This is a genomic window from Granulicella sp. S190 (assembly GCF_009766095.1).
Classification (GTDB): Bacteria; Acidobacteriota; Terriglobia; order Terriglobales; family Acidobacteriaceae; genus Edaphobacter.
The window spans coordinates 235,087-253,275 of record NZ_LMUD01000007.1; the positions used below are offsets into that span (position 1 = coordinate 235,087).

At 56.3% G+C, this 18,189-nt stretch carries 17 protein-coding genes; 8 read left to right on the forward strand and 9 right to left on the reverse strand.

The window, feature by feature from the left end:
• Positions 1–23: 23 nt before the first annotated feature.
• Complete coding sequence (gene der, locus GSQ94_RS03010; RefSeq protein WP_158941816.1) at positions 24–1,949, reverse strand: ribosome biogenesis GTPase Der; 1,926 nt, start codon at positions 1,947–1,949, stop codon at positions 24–26.
• A gap of 126 nt (positions 1,950–2,075) precedes the next feature.
• Positions 2,076–2,984: an SDR family oxidoreductase gene (locus GSQ94_RS03015; protein WP_158941817.1), complete on the reverse strand. Its 909-nt coding sequence runs from the start codon at positions 2,982–2,984 to the stop codon at positions 2,076–2,078.
• Between the two features lie 96 nt (positions 2,985–3,080).
• On the opposite strand from GSQ94_RS03015, the gene GSQ94_RS03020 reads away from it, so the two are divergent.
• A complete protein-coding gene (locus GSQ94_RS03020; RefSeq protein WP_158941818.1) occupies positions 3,081–5,129 on the forward strand; it encodes an ATP-dependent DNA helicase in 2,049 nt (682 codons plus the stop codon).
• Positions 5,130–5,174: 45 nt separating this feature from the next.
• Positions 5,175–6,974: an alpha-glucosidase gene (locus GSQ94_RS03025; RefSeq protein ID WP_254063587.1), complete on the forward strand. Its 1,800-nt coding sequence runs from the start codon at positions 5,175–5,177 to the stop codon at positions 6,972–6,974.
• A 128-nt stretch (positions 6,975–7,102) separates the two neighbouring features.
• Here the strand turns inward: GSQ94_RS03025 and GSQ94_RS03030 are convergent, their stop codons facing one another.
• Together GSQ94_RS03030 and GSQ94_RS03035 are read right to left on the reverse strand one after the other, a co-directional pair.
• Positions 7,103–7,888, reverse strand: coding sequence for a response regulator (locus tag GSQ94_RS03030; protein ID WP_254063589.1), 786 nt, complete (start codon positions 7,886–7,888; stop codon positions 7,103–7,105).
• 251 nt (positions 7,889–8,139) lie between these two features.
• Positions 8,140–8,898, reverse strand: a complete 759-nt coding sequence (locus GSQ94_RS03035) for a Crp/Fnr family transcriptional regulator (RefSeq protein ID WP_158941819.1) — start codon at positions 8,896–8,898, stop codon at positions 8,140–8,142.
• Positions 8,899–9,233: 335 nt separating this feature from the next.
• Here GSQ94_RS03035 and GSQ94_RS03040 point away from each other — a divergent pair, with 335 nt between their 5' ends.
• The 3 genes from GSQ94_RS03040 (at position 9,234) to GSQ94_RS03050 (ending at position 10,738) form a co-directional block, all read left to right on the forward strand.
• Entirely contained in the window at positions 9,234–9,479 is a 246-nt protein-coding gene (locus tag GSQ94_RS03040; protein ID WP_158941820.1) for a hypothetical protein, read from the forward strand.
• Between the two features lie 118 nt (positions 9,480–9,597).
• Entirely contained in the window at positions 9,598–9,978 is a 381-nt protein-coding gene (queD, locus tag GSQ94_RS03045; protein WP_158941821.1) for a 6-carboxytetrahydropterin synthase QueD, read from the forward strand.
• A 76-nt stretch (positions 9,979–10,054) separates the two neighbouring features.
• Positions 10,055–10,738: a radical SAM protein gene (locus GSQ94_RS03050; RefSeq protein WP_158941822.1), complete on the forward strand. Its 684-nt coding sequence runs from the start codon at positions 10,055–10,057 to the stop codon at positions 10,736–10,738.
• 5 nt (positions 10,739–10,743) lie between these two features.
• Here the strand turns inward: GSQ94_RS03050 and GSQ94_RS03055 are convergent, their stop codons facing one another.
• A complete protein-coding gene (locus GSQ94_RS03055; RefSeq protein ID WP_158941823.1) occupies positions 10,744–10,989 on the reverse strand; it encodes a hypothetical protein in 246 nt (81 codons plus the stop codon).
• Between the two features lie 86 nt (positions 10,990–11,075).
• On the opposite strand from GSQ94_RS03055, the gene GSQ94_RS03060 reads away from it, so the two are divergent.
• Both GSQ94_RS03060 and GSQ94_RS03065 read left to right on the forward strand, forming a co-directional pair.
• Positions 11,076–12,149 carry a purine nucleoside permease gene (locus GSQ94_RS03060; protein ID WP_158941824.1) on the forward strand — a complete coding sequence of 358 codons (1,074 nt, stop codon included), beginning with the start codon at positions 11,076–11,078 and terminating at the stop codon, positions 12,147–12,149.
• Positions 12,150–12,263: 114 nt separating this feature from the next.
• Positions 12,264–12,956, forward strand: a complete 693-nt coding sequence (locus GSQ94_RS03065; RefSeq protein ID WP_158941825.1) for a hypothetical protein — start codon at positions 12,264–12,266, stop codon at positions 12,954–12,956.
• A gap of 13 nt (positions 12,957–12,969) precedes the next feature.
• Here the strand turns inward: GSQ94_RS03065 and GSQ94_RS03070 are convergent, their stop codons facing one another.
• The 4 genes from GSQ94_RS03070 to rph all read right to left on the reverse strand — a co-directional run bounded on the left by GSQ94_RS03070 (position 12,970) and on the right by rph (position 17,044).
• Complete coding sequence (locus GSQ94_RS03070) at positions 12,970–13,449, reverse strand: DUF1440 domain-containing protein (RefSeq protein ID WP_158941826.1); 480 nt, start codon at positions 13,447–13,449, stop codon at positions 12,970–12,972.
• Between the two features lie 179 nt (positions 13,450–13,628).
• Positions 13,629–14,618 (reverse strand): tagatose 1,6-diphosphate aldolase, encoded by a 990-nt coding sequence (locus tag GSQ94_RS03075; protein ID WP_174240874.1) that lies wholly within the window; start codon positions 14,616–14,618, stop codon positions 13,629–13,631.
• Positions 14,619–14,847: 229 nt separating this feature from the next.
• Positions 14,848–16,185, reverse strand: coding sequence for a sugar MFS transporter (locus GSQ94_RS03080; protein ID WP_254063591.1), 1,338 nt, complete (start codon positions 16,183–16,185; stop codon positions 14,848–14,850).
• 100 nt (positions 16,186–16,285) lie between these two features.
• Entirely contained in the window at positions 16,286–17,044 is a 759-nt protein-coding gene (gene rph / locus GSQ94_RS03085) for a ribonuclease PH (RefSeq protein WP_158941828.1), read from the reverse strand.
• A gap of 329 nt (positions 17,045–17,373) precedes the next feature.
• On the opposite strand from rph, the gene GSQ94_RS03090 reads away from it, so the two are divergent.
• Positions 17,374–18,189 (forward strand): HAMP domain-containing sensor histidine kinase (locus GSQ94_RS03090; RefSeq protein ID WP_158941829.1); only part of this gene is annotated, 816 nt, incomplete at its 3' end.

The following is an 18,189-nucleotide window of genomic DNA, read 5'->3' on the forward strand; positions in this document are numbered from 1 at the left end:
GGGAGGGGGTATCTGCCGGACCACTATGCCGTCTTCTTCTTGTTTCGCGCCTTGATCTTGAACCAGATCGGACTGCCGATGAACCCGAAGTTCTCGCGAATCTGGTTGCCCAGAAAACGCTCGAACGAGAAGTGCATCTTGATGTCTTTGTCCGTGAAGAGAACAAAGGTCGGAGGAGCGACGGCGGCCTGCGTCATGTAGTAGATCCGCACGCGCTTGTTCATTGGGACAGAGGCCCTCTGGAAGTCGACCTTCTCCAGAAACTTGTTCATCTGGCCCGTGGTCACGCGCTTGCGGCGTTCGCGCGAGACCAACTCCACCTTCTTGAAGACGGACTCGATGTTTTTCCCGTCTGCTGCTGAGATAAAGAGCAGAGGGGCGTAGTCCAGGTACTTCAGCTTGTCGCGGACATCCTGCTCGTACTGCTTCTGGTCTGCCGGGGGCTTGCCGTCGAAGAGACGCATTCCATCTTTGCCGGTCCGCGTCATCAGGTCCCACTTGTTGATAACGATGATCACCGACCTGCCGCTCTCATGCGCGTAGCCTCCGATGTTCGCATCGAGCGCGGCCACGCCCTCCGCCGCATCGATGATCAGCAGCGAGACATCAGCCGCTTCAAGATGCTTCCGCGCCATGATCACCGATAGCTTTTCGGCCATCAGCTTGGTCTTGCCTTTGCGCCGGATACCTGCGGTATCGACGAAGCGGAAGTTGTGTCCTTCGCGTTCGACGACCTCGTCCACGGCATCGCGCGTTGTGCCGGCGATAGGAGACACGATGGCGCGCTCTTTGCCGGTCAACGCATTCAGCAGTGTGCTCTTGCCCACATTCGGCCGGCCGATGATGGCAACCTTCGTCTCTTTGCTGTCGTACTCGCCGTGCGAGCGCAGCATTCGCGGACGGTACGGGGCTTCAGCAGTTGCGGCGTCGGCGACAAGCGTAGCTCCGGGGGCAACGGAGTAGTCCGGGCCGGTCTCATCCTCTTCGGCCTCGTCACTCTCGGTCAGCATCACCTCAGGCTCTTCGATGACCTCCTTCGGCTCCGGGAGAACTTCGAAGACGGCGTCGAGCAGATCGCCCATTCCCGATCCATGTTCAGCCGAGATCGGCAGCACATTCCTGAAGCCGAGGCGGCGGAAGTTCTCTGCCTGGCTCTGCATCGCTTCGGTGTCCATCTTGTTGACTGCGAGAAACACTGGTTTGCCGCCGCGCAGCAGAAGGCGCGCCAACTCCAGGTCGGGCGATGCAAGCTCGGTTCGTCCGTCCACGACCATCACGATAGCGTCGGCCTCTTCCAGGCCAACCTTGGCCTGGCGGAAGATCTCTGCGGGGATCAGTGCCTCATCGTCCGGGACGACGCCGCCGGTATCGACGATTCTTGCCTCGCGCCCCATCCACTCCAGCTCGCCGTAGATGCGGTCGCGGGTGATGCCAGGCTCATCGCCGACGATCGACCGACGCGAACCGGTCAGGCGGTTGAAGAGGGTGCTCTTGCCCACGTTAGGGCGGCCACAGACCGCGATGAGGGGCAGTTCCCGGGTGTCGATGCTCACGGTGTCGGTGACCATCTGGGAGGCCAGCAGCTCGATGTCGCGCCAGTCTTCCTCTCGCCCGTCCATGTTGGACGACCGTGGCGTCTGCCTGCCCACGATCCCGTCCGCAGGCCGCACCGGTTTGACTCGAGGTGCGTTAGGAGCGGTTCCCTTGGGGGTCTTAGTTGATCCTTGGCCGTCGGTACGAATGGTTCTGCGCTTCTCCCGCTCGGGCGACTGCTTGGTCACCCTGGAGGCCTTATCCGCCGCCGCCCGCTTCGTGGAGAGTACCTTCCTCTTCCGGGGATCTACCGCCCCGGTGGTGGGGGTAGCTTTGGGCGAGCGGCCCTTCTTCGGTCTCGTTGATGCCTGCCTGTGCTTTTTGCCTAATCGCTTCGGTTCTTTCTTTCCTGCCATCGTTGATCCCTCTTGCCCGACGCAGACCTAAGCGCGCAGACTCTCAACCTCTATTATAGGAACGATTGAGGGTCGACCCAGGAAAAGGGCACTGATTAGCGGGGATTCGGTCTCGTTACGCAGGATCTAACCTACCTCCAGACCCCCGGTAGCCCCGTAAACTTCGCCAGTCACATAGCTAGCCTCCTGGCTGGCCAGCAGAACGTAAAGCGGAGACATCTCAACCGGTTGTCCTGGCCGTTTCATCGGAGTCTCTGATCCGAACGCGGGAATCTTTTTATCGGGCTGGCCTCCACTGGTTTGTAGCGGGGTCCACACAGGTCCGGGCGCCACGCAATTTACCCTAATTCCGTCGGCCGCAACCTGTCTGGCCAGCGCCCGGGTGAACGCGAGGATCGCGGCTTTCGTTGGCGCATAGTCAAGCAGGCTGGGGCTGGGATGGGTTGCTTGAATCGATGCCGTGGTAATGATCGAGCCGCCCTTCGGCATCAGCGGGAGCGCAGCCTGGCACAACCAGAACAGCGCGAATACATTCACCCGGTAGGTCTCTTCAAATTGCTTGGTCGTTATGTCCGCAATCTTGTCGACAGCATGTTGTCTGCCGGCCACACAAGCCAGGATATCCAGACCGCCCAGCTTTTTGTGTGCGTCTTTCACGAGCTTTTTGCAGAAGGCTTCGTTTTTGAGATCTCCCGGGAGCGCAAATGCCTTGCGTCCTTCTTTCTCAATGAGCGCGATCACTTCTTTCGCATCCGCTTCTTCGCTGGGCAGGTAGTTGATGGCCACGTCCGCACCCTCACGCGCAAACGCGATAGCGGCAGCCCTGCCAATGCCCGAATCGCCGCCTGTCACCAAAGCCTTTCGTTGCGGCAGACGCCCGCTTCCAAGGTAACTTGTCTCCCCATGGTCGGCCTTTGGAGTCATCTTCTTATCCAACCCCGGTTCGGACTGCGGCTGATGCTTGAACTTTGGCTGCGGGTACTGTTTGGTCGGGTCCTGCAAGATATAAAGACTTTTTCCCTGGACGACGCTCATTCTTCACCTCAGCCTGTGTGATGCAAGGCTTCAGGCCATCGTTACCCGGCAGCTGCACGCAGCTATCATGGGAAGAGCGAAACAGCAGCCCCTACTTTGTCGTCTACCGTTCCCATCTCGATCACGCCCGCGCCGCAGGTGAATCTTCCGAGCCTGCATGACTTCTTCGCGCCCGGGGGCATTCTCTCTCGCTCTACGCTGGCGTTCGAGCATCGCCGCGGGCAATACGATATGGCGCGAGCAATAGAGTCTACGTTCAAGGAGAAGCGACATTTGATTGTGGAAGCTGGTACCGGCACAGGCAAAACCCTCGCCTACCTGCTGCCCGCTTTACGACTCGCGCGTGAACGGGGCCAACGGGTCATCATCTCTACGGGCACCAAAAATCTTCAAGAGCAGCTTTACTTCAAAGATGTACCCTTCCTCGAATCCCTTCTAGGCCCGCTGAAGGTTTGCTATATGAAGGGTCGCGCCAACTATCTTTGCCGGCATAAGCTCTATGCGCTTCGCGATAACCCGCTCCTCAACGGGCTGGAGGAGATCGACCAATTTCACCACATTGCAGCCTGGGAAAAGACTACCGAGACCGGCGATCGCGCTGAACTCGATCACCTGCCAGAGTCCTCTGCGTTATGGCACAAGCTTGATGCCCGCACCGAGGTTTGCCTAGGTCAAAGCTGCCCGGATTGGGAGCGTTGCTTCGTCACGACGATGCGACGTAAAGCTCTCGAGTCGGAGATCGTCATTGTCAATCACCATCTCTTCTTTGCTGATCTGAACATCAAGCAGCAGGCTGCGGGGGCTCCCGACGCCGGCATACTTCCCGAGGCCGCGGTGGTCATCTTCGACGAGGCGCATGAGCTGGAGGAGGTGGCGTCCAATTATTTCGGTATCGGCCTATCTACTCAGCGCATCGACGAGCTTACGCGCGATGTAGAGATTCTGCTCAAAGCCAAGCAAGCCAGCAGCAGCGCTATTGAGAGTGCGTGTGCCACCCTGAAGGATCGCTCTCGACTTTTCTTTTCGGTGCTGCCGACTGAGCCGGGTGGGACGTTCAGCGGTGGCGGGCGCATGCCGTTCCTTCACCGCGAAGCCTTCCTGGAAGAGTCTGGAGATACCTACACTGCTGTTCTTAACGCGCTGACCCGTCTTGAAGGCGAACTGGAGTATCTGAAGAATGTGGAGGAGTCGTCCGGCCTACGTAAACGTGTGGCGGATATTCGTGCTCATCTGAACTTCCTGCTCGAATCTCCTGACCGCAATACTGTGTTCTGGATAGAGCGCCGCGCCGCGGGTGGTGTTCGCAACCTCGCTCGCGGGGCCGGCCATGGAAGCTTTCACACTCACCTTCAGGCGACGCCCATCGATGTCTCGGAGCTTCTTACTAACTCGCTTTTTGATAGCTACAACTCCGTGATCCTCACCTCGGCGACCCTTACGGTGTCAGGCGGCTTCGACCACATTCGCAAACGGCTGGGTCTGCATAGTACGCGTGAGCTTATCGTTCCTTCTCACTTCAACTACGAGAAGCAGGCGCTGCTGTATCTGCCTCCGAACATGCCAGATCCTCGCGAGCCTGACTTTCCTGAGCGCGCTGCGGAACGTATTCGCCGCGTTCTTGAGATCACCAAGGGCCGGGCCTTCTGTCTTTTCACCAGCTACTCTCAGATGCGCAATACCTATGAGCGTCTTCTTGCCGAACTTCCTTACCCGCTTCTTCTTCATGGGAGCGCACCGCGTAATGTTCTCCTGCAGCAGTTTCGTGATACTCCCCATGCGGTCCTGTTTGGCACTTCTTCCTTCTGGCAAGGCGTCGACGTGCAAGGCGAACAGCTCTCCTGCGTGATCATTGACCGCCTTCCGTTTGCTGTTCCGTCCGATCCCATCGTCGAAGCACGCATGGAAGCGATCGAAGCCCTCGGCGGTAAGCCTTTTTTTGACTACCAGATTCCGAACGCTGTCATCACTCTGAAGCAGGGGTTTGGCCGGCTGATTCGCAGCCTTAACGACCGCGGAGTGCTCATGTTGCTGGACCCACGTATCCAGCGACAACGATATGGGCGCATCTTTCTAGAATCACTACCGCCCTACAGGCTGACGCAAGACATCACCGATGTGGAAGAGTTCTTTACGCCTGCGAAATAGCGTGTTGAACTTGACGCATCTCCTCTGTGCGTAGACCATAATCCCGTGAAATCCTCTATCCTCAACGCCGTTCTGGTTCTTGCCGCCATGTTGCCTTTGTCTTCTGTCTCTTCGCGGGCCACGAACCCTGCTGCGCCCGCTCTCGTAAACGGCTACCAGCCTACTTGGTGGAAGGAAGCTGTCGTCTACCAGGTGTATCCGCGTTCCTTCAAAGACTCGAATGGCGACGGCATCGGAGATATTCCCGGTGTTACCTCCAAGCTTGACTATCTCCAAAAGCTTGGCGTCAACGTCATCTGGCTCAGTCCTCACTACGATTCGCCCAATGCTGACAATGGATATGACATTCGCGACTACCGCAAGGTGATGGCTGAGTTCGGCACCATGGCCAACTTCGATACGCTGCTCGCGGGTGTGAAGCAGCGCCACATGCGCCTCATCATTGATCTCGTTGTCAACCATACCTCCGACGAGCATCACTGGTTTGTCGAAAGTCGTAAGTCGAAAGATAATCCGTACCGCGACTACTACTTCTGGCGCGACGGCAAGCCCGGTCCTGTAGGTGCAGATGGAAAGCCAACTACTCTGCCACCGAACAATGATCCATCATTCTTCTCTGGCTCAGCTTGGCAGTTCGATCCTAAGACGGACCAGTATTATCTCCACTACTTTGCTGTGAAGCAGCCTGACCTCAACTGGGACAATCCGAAGGTCCGCGAAGAGGTCTACAGCCTTATGCGCTTCTGGCTCGACAAAGGAGTCGATGGTTTTCGCATGGATGTCATCCCTCTTATCTCGAAGAACCCGGCGTTTCCTGATCTGACTCCTGACCAGGTAAGGCACTATGGCGATGCCTACGCGAACGGTCCGCACATGCACGACTACCTGCAGGAGATGAACCGCAATGTGATGTCGAAGTATGACGTCATGACTGTAGGCGAAGCGCTTGGCATCTCACTCAAGCAGACTCCTCTGATGGTTGGGGACAATCGGCACGAGTTGAATATGATCTTCAACTTCGATGCGATCCGCTCTAATCGCGACGGCAGCAAACTTAAGGCCTTCGATCTACCAACGATCAAGGCCATCTATACGCACCATGCGGAGCAGCTCGATGCTTATAGCTGGGACACTGTCTTCTTGTCGAATCACGACAATCCGCGTCTGGTGTCGACCTTTGGCGATGATTCGCCCGAATTCCGCGTCCCCTCGGCCAAATTGCTGGCGACTATGTTGCTTACGCTTCGCGGCACGCCCTTCCTTTACCAAGGCGATGAGCTCGGCATGACCAACTATCCGTTCCGCGGCATTGGCGACTTCGACGATATTGAGGTGAAGAATGCCTACAAAGCGAATGTTCTGACGGGAAAGGTCTCCGAAGAGATGTTTATCTCAAATCTCCGGCATACGAGCCGTGACAACTCTCGGACGCCCATGCAGTGGGATAGCTCCGCTAATGGTGGCTTTTCCACCGCTACGAAGCCATGGCTCGCTGTAAATCCTAACTACACGGAGATCAACGCCGCCGCGGAAGTTGCAGATCCTAACTCGATCTACCACTACACGAGTAAACTCATCGCTCTACGCCATGCGCACCAGGCTTTTGTCTATGGGGACTACAAAGACCTGGATCCAGCAGATAAATCCATCTTCGCTTACACCCGCACTCTTGGCGCAGAACGATTTCTTGTCGTTCTGAACTTCAGCTCGGGGCCGATGGCCTACACGCTCCCTGCTGAAGTCAAAGTCGATTCGCTTGTTATGTCGAATGTCGGCACGACTGGCCTTGTGACCGGAACCCTCAACCTCGCAGGTTGGGAGGCTCGCATCTACAAGTTGAAATAATTCTTGGCCGGCGTCTGACCCGCTAATTCATGTCCAAGTTCCAGGCGCGCAGGGTCTCTACCATCGATTCCGTCATATATCGGCCATCGCCTGGCTCAGTTGAGAGTCGACCTCGTCTGCAATCGTCATCACTCCCACCAGCACCACTCTAAAATCGATTGTCGCGAGGTTATTTTGAGCATGTGAAAAATGCTGACCTGTAACATCCGCGACTCTTCCACCATCATCGCCGCAGTGTACCCCTGTGTGCGTCGTTTTATTCCATGATGATTAGCGGCGGGCGAGAGCATCTCTCTGGTGCCAAGCGGCGCAGAAGCGCGAAGCCGTCTCACCAGGTCGCGGAACATCTGCGGCAGATGTTCGCTGCGTAACTCACAGCTCATCGGTACCGCCATCAAGCTCTCATCCTGCATAACACGGGAGCACCAATCTTCAATGGTACTGTCCGCCTGACGTTCCAGAATCGTCGCAACGCTTTCAACCAAGCGTTTGCGATTTGGTCTGCCGGCCAGCCTGCTCTTTACCACCTCAACCATCTGGGACACATCTACAGGCTTTATCAGGATCTCGTCTGCCTGGGCCACGATCGCGCTGGCCGCCGCCTCCATCTCTGGAAACCCTGTCAGCAGTAGAGTTACTGCATCTGGATTCGCGTGTTGCATGGCACCGATCACTGTCAGGCCATCTCCCGGATTTGGCATGTGCAGGTCGCTCAGCAGCACGTCGTATGGCTCGGAGGCAATGTAGTGCAGAGCCTCCCGCACATTGGCCGCGGTCGTAGCATCAAAGCCGCGTTCCTGCATAAGGGCTGCCAGCGTAAGACGTATCACTTCGTCATCGTCCACCAACAAGACTTTTGCAATGGCCACGCAGCCTCCCTCAGCGTATTCAGGATCTTTTAATGCTTCCACCATGTGAACTATTTAGCTGTTCAATATTGCTCAGGTCAGGCATTGCTCAGGTCAGGCATTGCTCAGGTCAGGCTCATTTTTCTTCACTTACTATTTCCCTATTCGCAATTTAAAGGTGAGTCGCTGGCGGCTTCTTCAGATTTCTCTTCCTTCGTATTGTTTCCTTTGTATTTCTTTTCAATTGGTACGATGGACTCGAATACGACCGTCCTGTTCGATGGATCCAATTCTTCAAGTCCGGTTTCATACATCGCTTATCTTGGATCAGGTGAACTTAACTTTCCTCTTGCCGGCTTTAATCTCTCCACACCAGATGCGTTGTTCAAAGAGGCATCGGTCGCATTTTCTCTGTCGCTTTCGTCGTGCAGCACTATGTTCAAAAGCGACTTGTGAACTCGGATCCTGCCGTTGTATTCCACAAACCCCAGCTTCCGGAAACGATTCATGAAGAAGCTCACTCGAGATCGAGTTGTGCCAATCATCTCTGCAAGCATCTCCTGCGAAATCTTCGGTATCAGCATCTCCTGCTCGCCTGGTTTTCCGAACTCTGCCATCAGCAAGAGAACTCTCGCCAGGCGTTTTTCACTTGAGTTGAAGAGTTGGTCGACCAAGTCGGCCTGGGTACGCATACTACGTGCTAGGAGGAACGACAGAAAGAGATCCGAGAAGGTTTGCTCTTCGCGGATGACTCGAAGCATCTCACTTCTTTCGATCCGGAGAGCAAGGCAGGCAACAAGCGCCGTGGCTGTCGCAAGGTGATTCCCCGGCACCGCTGCAATCGACGCCTCTCCTATGAAGTCTCCGGCTGCGAGAAGAGAGATCGTTGCTTCTTTCCCCGTCTTTGAAACCACCGTGAGCTTTGCTCGTCCCTTTTGCAGGTAGAAGACTGCGTCGGCAGGGCTCCCTTGTTTGAAGAGTGTATTCCTTGCCTTCAAGTGGACTACCTTGCGTCCAAGTCCCGTGTGTGCCAGAAATTCCGCTGGGGTAAATACGGTGTTGGTAAATTCGTTCATCTCGATCACCTGGCTGTTAAGACCTTCTGCAAGCTCTGTGGGGGAGGGTCGCCGGACGCCGTATGGGGATCAGGAAAGTTTGCATCCGTAAGAGGAGAATCACGGATCGTCCTAATGTAATGTCGCCTATCATACATAAGAAACGCGGAACAGGTTGAACTGATTTAGACTTTGTTGCCAAAACGTTTCCGACATATTAGTCCGGTCTCTTAGGCTGTGAGCGAGACTTCCGGGCCTCGACGTATCGACCATCGCGTAGAACACGGCGGAATTTATAAGACGGAGGTCGATCGACGGATCGTAACTCAGCATAGACCGTAAAATAGAACAATCTCATGGGGCGAAACCTCTATATCCTCGCTGGTAGTCTCGTTCTTTTTGCCCTTATCTCTTGTGGTGTGGCTTACACCAACATTGCACAGCAGCCGGGATCTCCTGGCGATGCTGCTCTCTGGCGCACAATGGGCCTTGGTCTTTTTGTGGTCGGCCTTCTGGTGGCTCTTGCAGGAGTTCTGTCTTCGCTCTTTGAACAAGCAGAGCGCCGCAACGAAGAAGCCCGCAGAGCCAAGCGCCGACGCTAGCGGTTTCAGCTTGATTCTGCTTAAGACGGTACAATCAAAGTAGGCTGCCGCTAAGTCCCCAATCCATTCTGACCTCTCAGGACGCGGCTACCGAACGATTGAAGGGATTTTCTGACTCATGTTCGAAGTAACTGTAGAAGCCGGCTTTTCTTCCGGCCACTACCTCCGCAACTACCGTGGCAAGTGTGAGAACCCGCATGGCCACAACTATAAAGTCTTTGTCACGCTGATCGGGGAAGAGCTCGACGCTGCTGGTATGCTCCTCGATTTCAAGCTGCTCAAACAGGTAATGCGGCCGACGGTCGATTATCTCGATCACTTCATGATCAACGATCTTCCGCCTTTTGATAAAGAGATCAATCCGAGTGCCGAAAATCTTGCGAAATACTTTTACGAGCAGACCAGCAGTCAGCTGCATGAGATGACTTCCGGGCGGGTTCGCGTGAAAGACTGCACTCTCTACGAGACCGACACCAGCTTTGCGCGGTATTACAAATAGAGTTTCTTCGAGCTGGCCGAGTTTGAACTCGGCGATTCTTAAGTCAACACTTCTTTTCCGGTACCCACACACGAAGATGCATCTCATCGAACTCTACAAATCCGTGCAAGGGGAGTCTTCCTTTGCTGGCCTTCCCTGCATCTTTGTCCGCCTTGCGGGTTGCAACCTGCGGTGTGCGTGGTGCGACTCCGAGTACACCTTTACCGGGGGTAAGCCTTACACTGCCGACGAGATCGTCGCAGAGATAGAGGCGTTGGCCCCGTGTCGGCTCGTCGAGTTCACCGGTGGCGAACCCATGCTTCAGTCCAAGGAGCTTCTGCCTCTGATGGAACGTCTTCTGGCGGAGAACTATACCCTGATGATCGAAACCAGCGGGGAACGCCCTTTGGCCGAGGTTCCCAAGGCCGTTCATAAGATTGTCGACGTGAAGTGCCCCGGTGCCGGCAGTGCTGCCAATAGTTTTCGCATGGAGAACCTGGAAGCGTTGACCAAGAAGGATGAGGTTAAGTTTGTACTCTCTCACCGCGAGGACTACGAGTTCGCCTGCGAGTTCGTCCGGACGCATGCGCTGCATGAGAGGGCCGGCCAAATACTCTTCAGTCCGGCCTTCAACAAGGCTCCCAGCCTGCTCCGTACTACGGACAATGCAACTCTGGACCCGCGTACGCTAGTTGAGTGGATGATGACTGATGGTATCGATGCCCGTTTGTCGCTCCAGATCCACAAGTTCATCTGGGAGCCGATCAAAAAGGGTGTCTAGTCCGATTAGTTGAGAAGACCTAGTGAACCCACCGCAGCCAGTATCGTAAGCATCACTGCAGTCTCATATCCGCTTCCTTTTTTTGAGCTGGGTTCACGTTTCAATTCGACCATCCGATTTCTTTCTTTTCGCGGTTCGCGTTTCGGCTCCCTTCGCATTGTTCTTCCACAACACTCGACTAAAGGAATCCAAGCAGCCATCACTACGAAGAAAGCGATGGTCACGATAACAGCAACTGTATCTTCAGACATTGCAGTCTCCTTCCTAACGTTCAAGGGGATAGTGAGTTTGTTTGCGCGCTCGTTACATAGTTCCCGCCATTGAGCTACCATTTCCTATGCGCCTCTTTTCTCTGCTTCTGCTGTCGGTGATGTCGAGCGTGTCTGCCAGAGCCTCAAAACCTATTGAAATCAAGGTAGTTGTCATCAATATGTTCGAGGTTGGAGCAGACACTGGCGATGCTCCGGGCGAGTTCCAGTACTGGGTTGAGCGAGAGCACCTCGACACAGTTCTGCCCTTTCCCGAGGGCTACCATGACCTACGGCTCAACGAGAAGAACGGAGTTTTAGGTGTTCTTACAGGTGTTGGCACTGCTCGCACGGCAGCGACGATCATGGCCCTGGGACTCGATCCCCGATTCAACCTTACGCACGCTTATTTTTTAGTTGCCGGCATTGGCGGCATCGATCCTCAGATGGGTTCGCTTGGATCTGCGGTCTGGTCGGATTACATCGTAGATGGTGATCTTGCCCATGAGATCGACGCACGTGAGATTCCGAAAGGCTGGTCTACCGGTTACGTTCCTCTAGGCAAATCTACTCCGTATGAGCAGCCTCGTGCTGCCCGCTTCGGCGATGATGGAAATGTCTATCATCTGAACACCACCTTGGTTGACTGGGCGTTCGCGCTGACCAAAGACACAACACTCCCCGATACGCCTGCGATCGCTGCCCGTCGTCAGCAGTACTCTGAAGATGCGGCTCATCGTCCTCCCTTTGTTTTGCGCGGTGACAACCTCTCCGCCGCTACCTTCTGGCACGGTAAACTGCTCAACCAGTGGGCTCGCGACTGGGTGAAGTATCAGACCGATGGCCATGGCACGTACGCGATCTGCGGCATGGAGGATACCGGCACGATGCAATCTCTCACATGGCTTGCTCGTGCTCACAGGCTCGACATCAGCCGGGTGCTCGTCGTCCGCACCGCGTCTAACTTCGACCAGCAACGACCCGGTATCACCGCTGCCGAAAGTCTCGGCGAAACGAAAATTCGCCAGTACAGCGCATATCTTCCCGCACTCGATTCCGCTTATCGGGTTGGACACGTCGTGGTGGATAGTCTAGTGGCGGACTGGTCTCAAACCCGGGATCATATCCCCACCAGCGCGGCTGTCGAAGCACCAGTAAAATAGGCTCTGGAGCACACTCTGAAGATTCTCATTCTTTCCCCACACCGTGATGACGCAGCCTTCTCCCTCTCACTGGCTATGACTCACTGGCTTACCGCACGCCACGCGGTAACGCTGTTGAACGTTTTTACCCGCAGCAGATACGCTCCTTACTCTGACGCTGCCTTCGTCCATGAAAACGACGAACTCTCCTACGTCTCGGCCATGCGTCTGCGCGAAGACGAGCTCTTTATAAGGCGGATCAAGGAGGGGCTTCCCAAGGGGCTCAAAAACAATCTTCAAATGCTTGATCTGAATCTGAAGGATGCACCCATCCGCCTTCGCATTCCGCTCGATCGACTCTGCGACACGCCGGTTAACTCTACTGACCCCTCCATAGAAAAGATCCGTAGAGCGCTCACCCGCCAATCGGAGTTGGGCTCTATGCAGGCTCTTGTGCTTCCAGCGGCCCTCGGAAACGAGATTGATCATCTCACCGTTCGCGAAGCCGCTCAATCCTTCGCCGCGTCGATCCCCAGCGCGTTTTACGAAGACTTACCGTATCTTGCCACCCACACCACAGCAATGACCGATCTCGAAGTATTGCGCACTGCTTCAGCTGAGCGCAGCGAACCTCTTTCGGAGATTCTGTGCAGCACCGGCGAGTTCGCAGGGGAAGCTGTTACACGTAAGCGCAAGCTAGTTCTCAATTATGCTTCCCAGATCGATGAAGCAGCCGGTGCAGTCATCAGCAACTTCGCCACCAAATACAACGGCGCTGAACGTCTTTGGGCGAACAGCCGGTGGATAGACACAATGGGATCTACCTAGAAGGTGGATGGATCTAGCCCAGCATCTTCCTAACAACTCGACGAACTGTCTCGGTGACCATGCCATAGACAACATGCGTAGCCATTTCGCTGGTTCGCTCTCGAGTCGTCTGCTCTTCTGGTTCGGCAGATAGGCCCAGTGCCGGTAGTGCAGTGCCGTGGGTCAAGGAGGTCAGCGCCATTCCGAATCCTGCGCCGTCCTTCGCTGTAGCCTGCGGGTAGTACTCTGCCAGCGCACCATAGGCGGCTCCGGTCAGGGCCCCGAATCCCCAGTGGATTGTCTCGACGGAGACCTCTTTCGGCGTTCCGACGAGCTCATGCCCGACGATCTTCTCCGCGAGAACCGCAGGCGGCTCCGGTTCGCCATGTGTTCGTGGCGGGTAGATCTTTTCGGCCAGCGTTTTTGCGGCTGTCGCTATCAATCCGCCTATTAAGCCTGCCAGCAAGCCCTTTGCCAGTGACCGCGTAACTGTCTTCTCGTGCAATTGATCCATTTGTTCAACCTCAAGGGAATTACTCTTGCGTACGATGCGTCCGGGGCTTGTTTAGGGTGTGGGCATTCGTTGTTTTGTTATCTGACTTCGGAGAGCCGTGACGCAATTTGCTCAGATTTGGTTTTATTGCAAAACACGAAGGCGCTGCACGAATGCAGCGCCTTTGCATGAAACAAGACTTATTTCGACTCTACCTTATCGTGCCAAGAGTGAGCGGATTTCAAAGCGTTATTGACGTTGGTGATGTTCTCTACGCCGGTAGTGTTGAGCCAATCTTCGAAGGCCTTTGCGCCCTGCTTGGCATAGATGGAGATGCCATCTTTCCAAGTGGCGCGACCGCAGAGGACACCGTTGAAGGTGGTTCCGGACTCGACGGCGAGTTCGAGGGTTTCGATGAAGACAGGATTTGAGACGCCTGCTGAAAGATAGATGAAGGGCTTGTGGGTCATGGTGGTGGCGTCGCGGAAGTGCTGGAGGGCCTCTTTGCGCGTGTAGGCTTTCTCACCCTTGAAGGACTTGGTGCCTTCGACGAAGGCCATTTCGACGGGTACTTCAACTTTGAGGACGTCTACATTGTAGTGGGCTTTGCCGAACTCGGCCATGGAGCCGGAGACGACCTCGGGCTTCTTGAGGGCGTAGCCGAGCGATTTTTCATCGTTGCTGTCGACGCTGTAGCCGACGAGCTCGAGGAAGAAGGGGATGTCATGAGCAATGCACTCGTCGCCGATGCGCTCGACCCAGGCTTGCTTGAGATCGTTGACGGAGGACTTCTCATAGGGGGTGTAGTAGAGAAGGATTTTAATGCAGTCGGCTCCGGCTTCTTTCAGGCGACGTACGCTCCAGACATCGAGCAGATCGGGCAGGCGTCCGGGCGTGGCTGCGTCGTAGCCGGTCTTCTCATAGGCGAGGAAGAGTCCCTTGCCGTTGCGATGTTTGGAGGCGGGGAGACCGTACTCAGGATCGAGGAGAATGCCCGTTGCGTGCTTGGTGAGGACGGAGGTGACGAGGATTTTGAATTGTTCGAGATCATGAGCGTCGGCAGCAGCTCCGCGCTCCTTGGCGAGGGACTTCTGGAGGGATCCGCGCTGGTCCATGGCGGCGGCGGCGATCACGCCACGATGGTCGGAGACGGCCTTGAGGCCGGCTAGTTTTCCTGGTGTCAACTTGATCATGGGGTGCATGTCTCCTGAAACGGTTCGAGTGATGGAAGGACTACGAAGGGTCATTTTACACAGCGGAGTGTATGTCCGGTATGACGGAGCAGACTCCGCGAAGTTACGCCTTCAGTCGCAGTCGCTTTTGCGAGAAGGAGTTGAAGCCTACGTATCGGATGCCGCTCGGGTAGGTTTGGTGTCATCCGTGATGGGGAGCTCAAGGTGCGGAGCCGGAGCTTTCTTTTTAGTGGCTGGTGGCGGCGTGTGAAGCACCTCTGGGATCTTGATCGATGTCTTTGCGGCGTGAAGCCAGGACCCCGAAGACGGCGATATAGATGTAGCAGACTGCAGGAATGATAAAGGCATGCTGAACACCGACTCGATCGGCAAGGTGACCTTCGGCAAGAGGTAGGATGGCACCACCGACGATGGCCTGAACCATCAGGCTTGAGCCTTTGCTGGTGAGCTCCCCAAGCCCGGCGAGGCCGAGGCTGAAGATGCTGGGAAACATGATGGAGTTGAAGAATCCGACGGCGAGGACGGTGTACAGGGCAACAGGTCCTCCGGTGGCCATAGTGGTAAGGACGAGGCAGAAGGCGATGAGAGCTGCTGCAGCCAGGGCTTTGCCTGTGCTGATGTAACGCAGAACGTACGAGCCGATAAAGCGACCGACCATTGCTCCGCCCCAGTAGAAGGAGACGTAGTGGGCAGCGGTCCGCTCAGAGAGGTTCATGATGTGGGACAGGCCAAGGTAGTTAATGAGGAAGCTCCCGATGGAGACTTCGGCTCCGACGTAGACGAAGATGCCGAGGGTGGCCATGAGGAGATAGGGCTGCTTCCAGATGCTGCCGACGGCGCGGCCGACGAGTTCGCCGGGGCGGAAGTCGCGGGTGAAGTCGGTGGCGGGAAGCTTGATGAGGCCGATGGCGACGGCTAGGACGAGAAGCGTGACCGCGATGACCAGGTACGGCATGCGGACTGACGATGCCTGCTGTTCGCGGTAGGTCTGGAGCGCTGCGGCGGAGAAAGACTTGATCTTCTCGGGAGATGCCTGGATGGCGCCGAGGATGAGGGCTCCACCGAAGAATGGAGCGATGGTGGTGCCGAAGGAGTTAAACGCTTGCGCGAGATTGAGGCGGCTGGCAGCGGTGGCCTGAGGGCCGAGGTTGGTGACGTAGGGGTTGGCCGAGACCTGGAGGCAGGTGATGCCGGCGGCGAGGATCACGAGTGCGGAGAGGAAGAGAGGAAAGGATGCGGTGCTGGCGGCGGGAAGAAACAGGAGCGCTCCGGCGGCCATGACGATGAGGCCGATGACCATGGACTGCTTGTAGCCGCGCCAGTCAACGAGTTTGCCGGAGGGCAGCGCAAAGATGAAGTAGGAGGAGAAGAAGGCAAACTGAACGAGCAGAGCCTGGCCGTAGTTAAGGCTGAAGATGCCCTTGAGATGCGGGATGAGAATGTCGTTGAGACAGGTAAGGAAGCCCCACATGAAGAAGAGCACAGTGGCGATGCTCATCGCACGGATGTCGGTGGCCTGTGGGTCGCGGGTAAGAGATGTCTGTTGCGTTGGGGCTGCGATCAAAGGTTACCTGCCTCTGCCGGGTGGAATTTATCGGCGAGAGAATTCTATAGGGAATGAGATGTTACAGGAGCGGGGATAGTGGCATTGTTGCACACGCATCTTACTGGGTAGCATCGAGGATGGTGCGCTGGGCTGCGAGAAGCTCTCGGATACCCTTCTCGGCGTAGTCGAGCATCTGGCCAAGCTGGATGCGGGTGTAGGAGTCGTGCTCGGCGGTGGCCTGAGTCTCGACGAGGCCCCCGTCGGCCAGCATGACGACGTTCATATCGACCGCAGCGCGCGAGTCTTCTTCGTAGGCGAGATCGAGGAGGACGTTGCCATCGACGATGCCGACGGAGGTGGCCGCAACCATTTGCTTGAGCGGGGATGTTTTGAGGGTGCCCGCCTTTACCAGTTTGCCTAACGCCAAGGCGAGAGCGACGCAGGCTCCGGTGATGGCTGCTGTGCGGGTTCCTCCATCGGCCTGAAGCACGTCGCAGTCCAGGATGATGGTGCGTTCGCCGAGAGCCTTCATGTCGACGACGGAGCGGAGAGAGCGACCGATGAGGCGCTGAATCTCGTGGGTGCGACCGCCAACTTTGCCGCGTTCGCTCTCGCGGGCTGTGCGGGTGAGGGTGGCGCGGGGGAGCATGCCGTATTCGGCGGTGACCCAGCCACGGCCGGAGTTGCGGAGCCAGCCGGGGACACCCTGCTCGATGGTGGCGTTGCAGAGGACGCGGGTGTTGCCCGACTCCATGAGGACGGAGCCTTCGGCCATGGAGACATAGTGAGGGATGATGCGGACCTGGCGGAGGGCGTCGGCGGTGCGGTGATCGGGACGAAAGAGCTGGGGGGAGGGTCCGGCGGTGGTTACTGACATGAACGAATTATAGTTGTGAGAATCTTCTTATGTTTGGATGGTGCCAGAGGAGAGGGAGTGGGTCGATTTAGTACGCGCGCGGTTCCATAATGGGATTGATTCCAGAATGGGAATGCCGGATTGGATTGGCGTTTGTTGGCATTAAGCAGAAAGCGCCGAAGGCGTGGTTCCATTTTGGGAACTGTGGGGAGGTAGTGAATGCGCTGTGGAGGAGTTTATGGTTGATGTGCAGTCATTTAGCGAAGGAGTTCCAGTTTGGCACTTGAAGTGATTACAGAAGTGCACCTGCTCTGAGAAAAAGCTAGGCAGGAGAACGGTGGATTGAAGAAATGCAGGCAACGCAGAGCAGTACTGCCTTGAGTCCAGAGAATTATTCCGAGAAGTTTGCGGCGCTTCGCCACATGAAGCGCCAGATGAGCCTTAATAGCTCGGCGATGCCAACCGTGCGCAAGACAGCAGTCGCGCCGCCGACTGATCCGGTCGCTCTGATGGATGTGGCCGAAGGTGCAGGACTGGCGCATGATGCGGGGAATCTGCTGGGTGCGTTGAGTCTCTATTCGGATCTTCTGGCGTTGCCTGGCGTGCTCCATGAAGAACACAAGGGATATGCCAGTGAGCTGAGGATGTTGAGCGATCGCAGCTGGGCGATGATCGATCGCCTGGTGAACCACGCTCGGTCGGGTCGATCGGTGAAGGTGCAGGTAGACACTTCCGTATTGCCGGATGTGGTGGACCGCTGCCAAGGGTTGCTGAGCCGGGTAGCTGGACGGAAGGTGGAGACTTCTTATGGTGTAGGGGCGTTTCAGCCGATTCGGGTGCCGGTGGAGTCGGTGGAGCGGATCTTAACCAACCTGGTGAAAAATGCGGCGGAGGCGACGCCGTGGGTCGGGCCCATCTCGATCCACGTAGAAGGTGTTATGGAACAGGATGATACTGAGGGGGATGAACCTCAGCGCAAGGTGGTGATGACGGTGACGGATCGGGGCTGCGGGATGGATCCGGCAGCCGTGCGCCGCCTGATGCAGGGTAGTGGCATCTCCAAGGCCAGTGGACGTGGACTCGGATTTCTCGTGGTACGCGAACTGGTAGCGAGCTCGGGAGGATGTTTGAAGGTTGAGAGTCAGCCGGAGGTTGGAACAAGTATC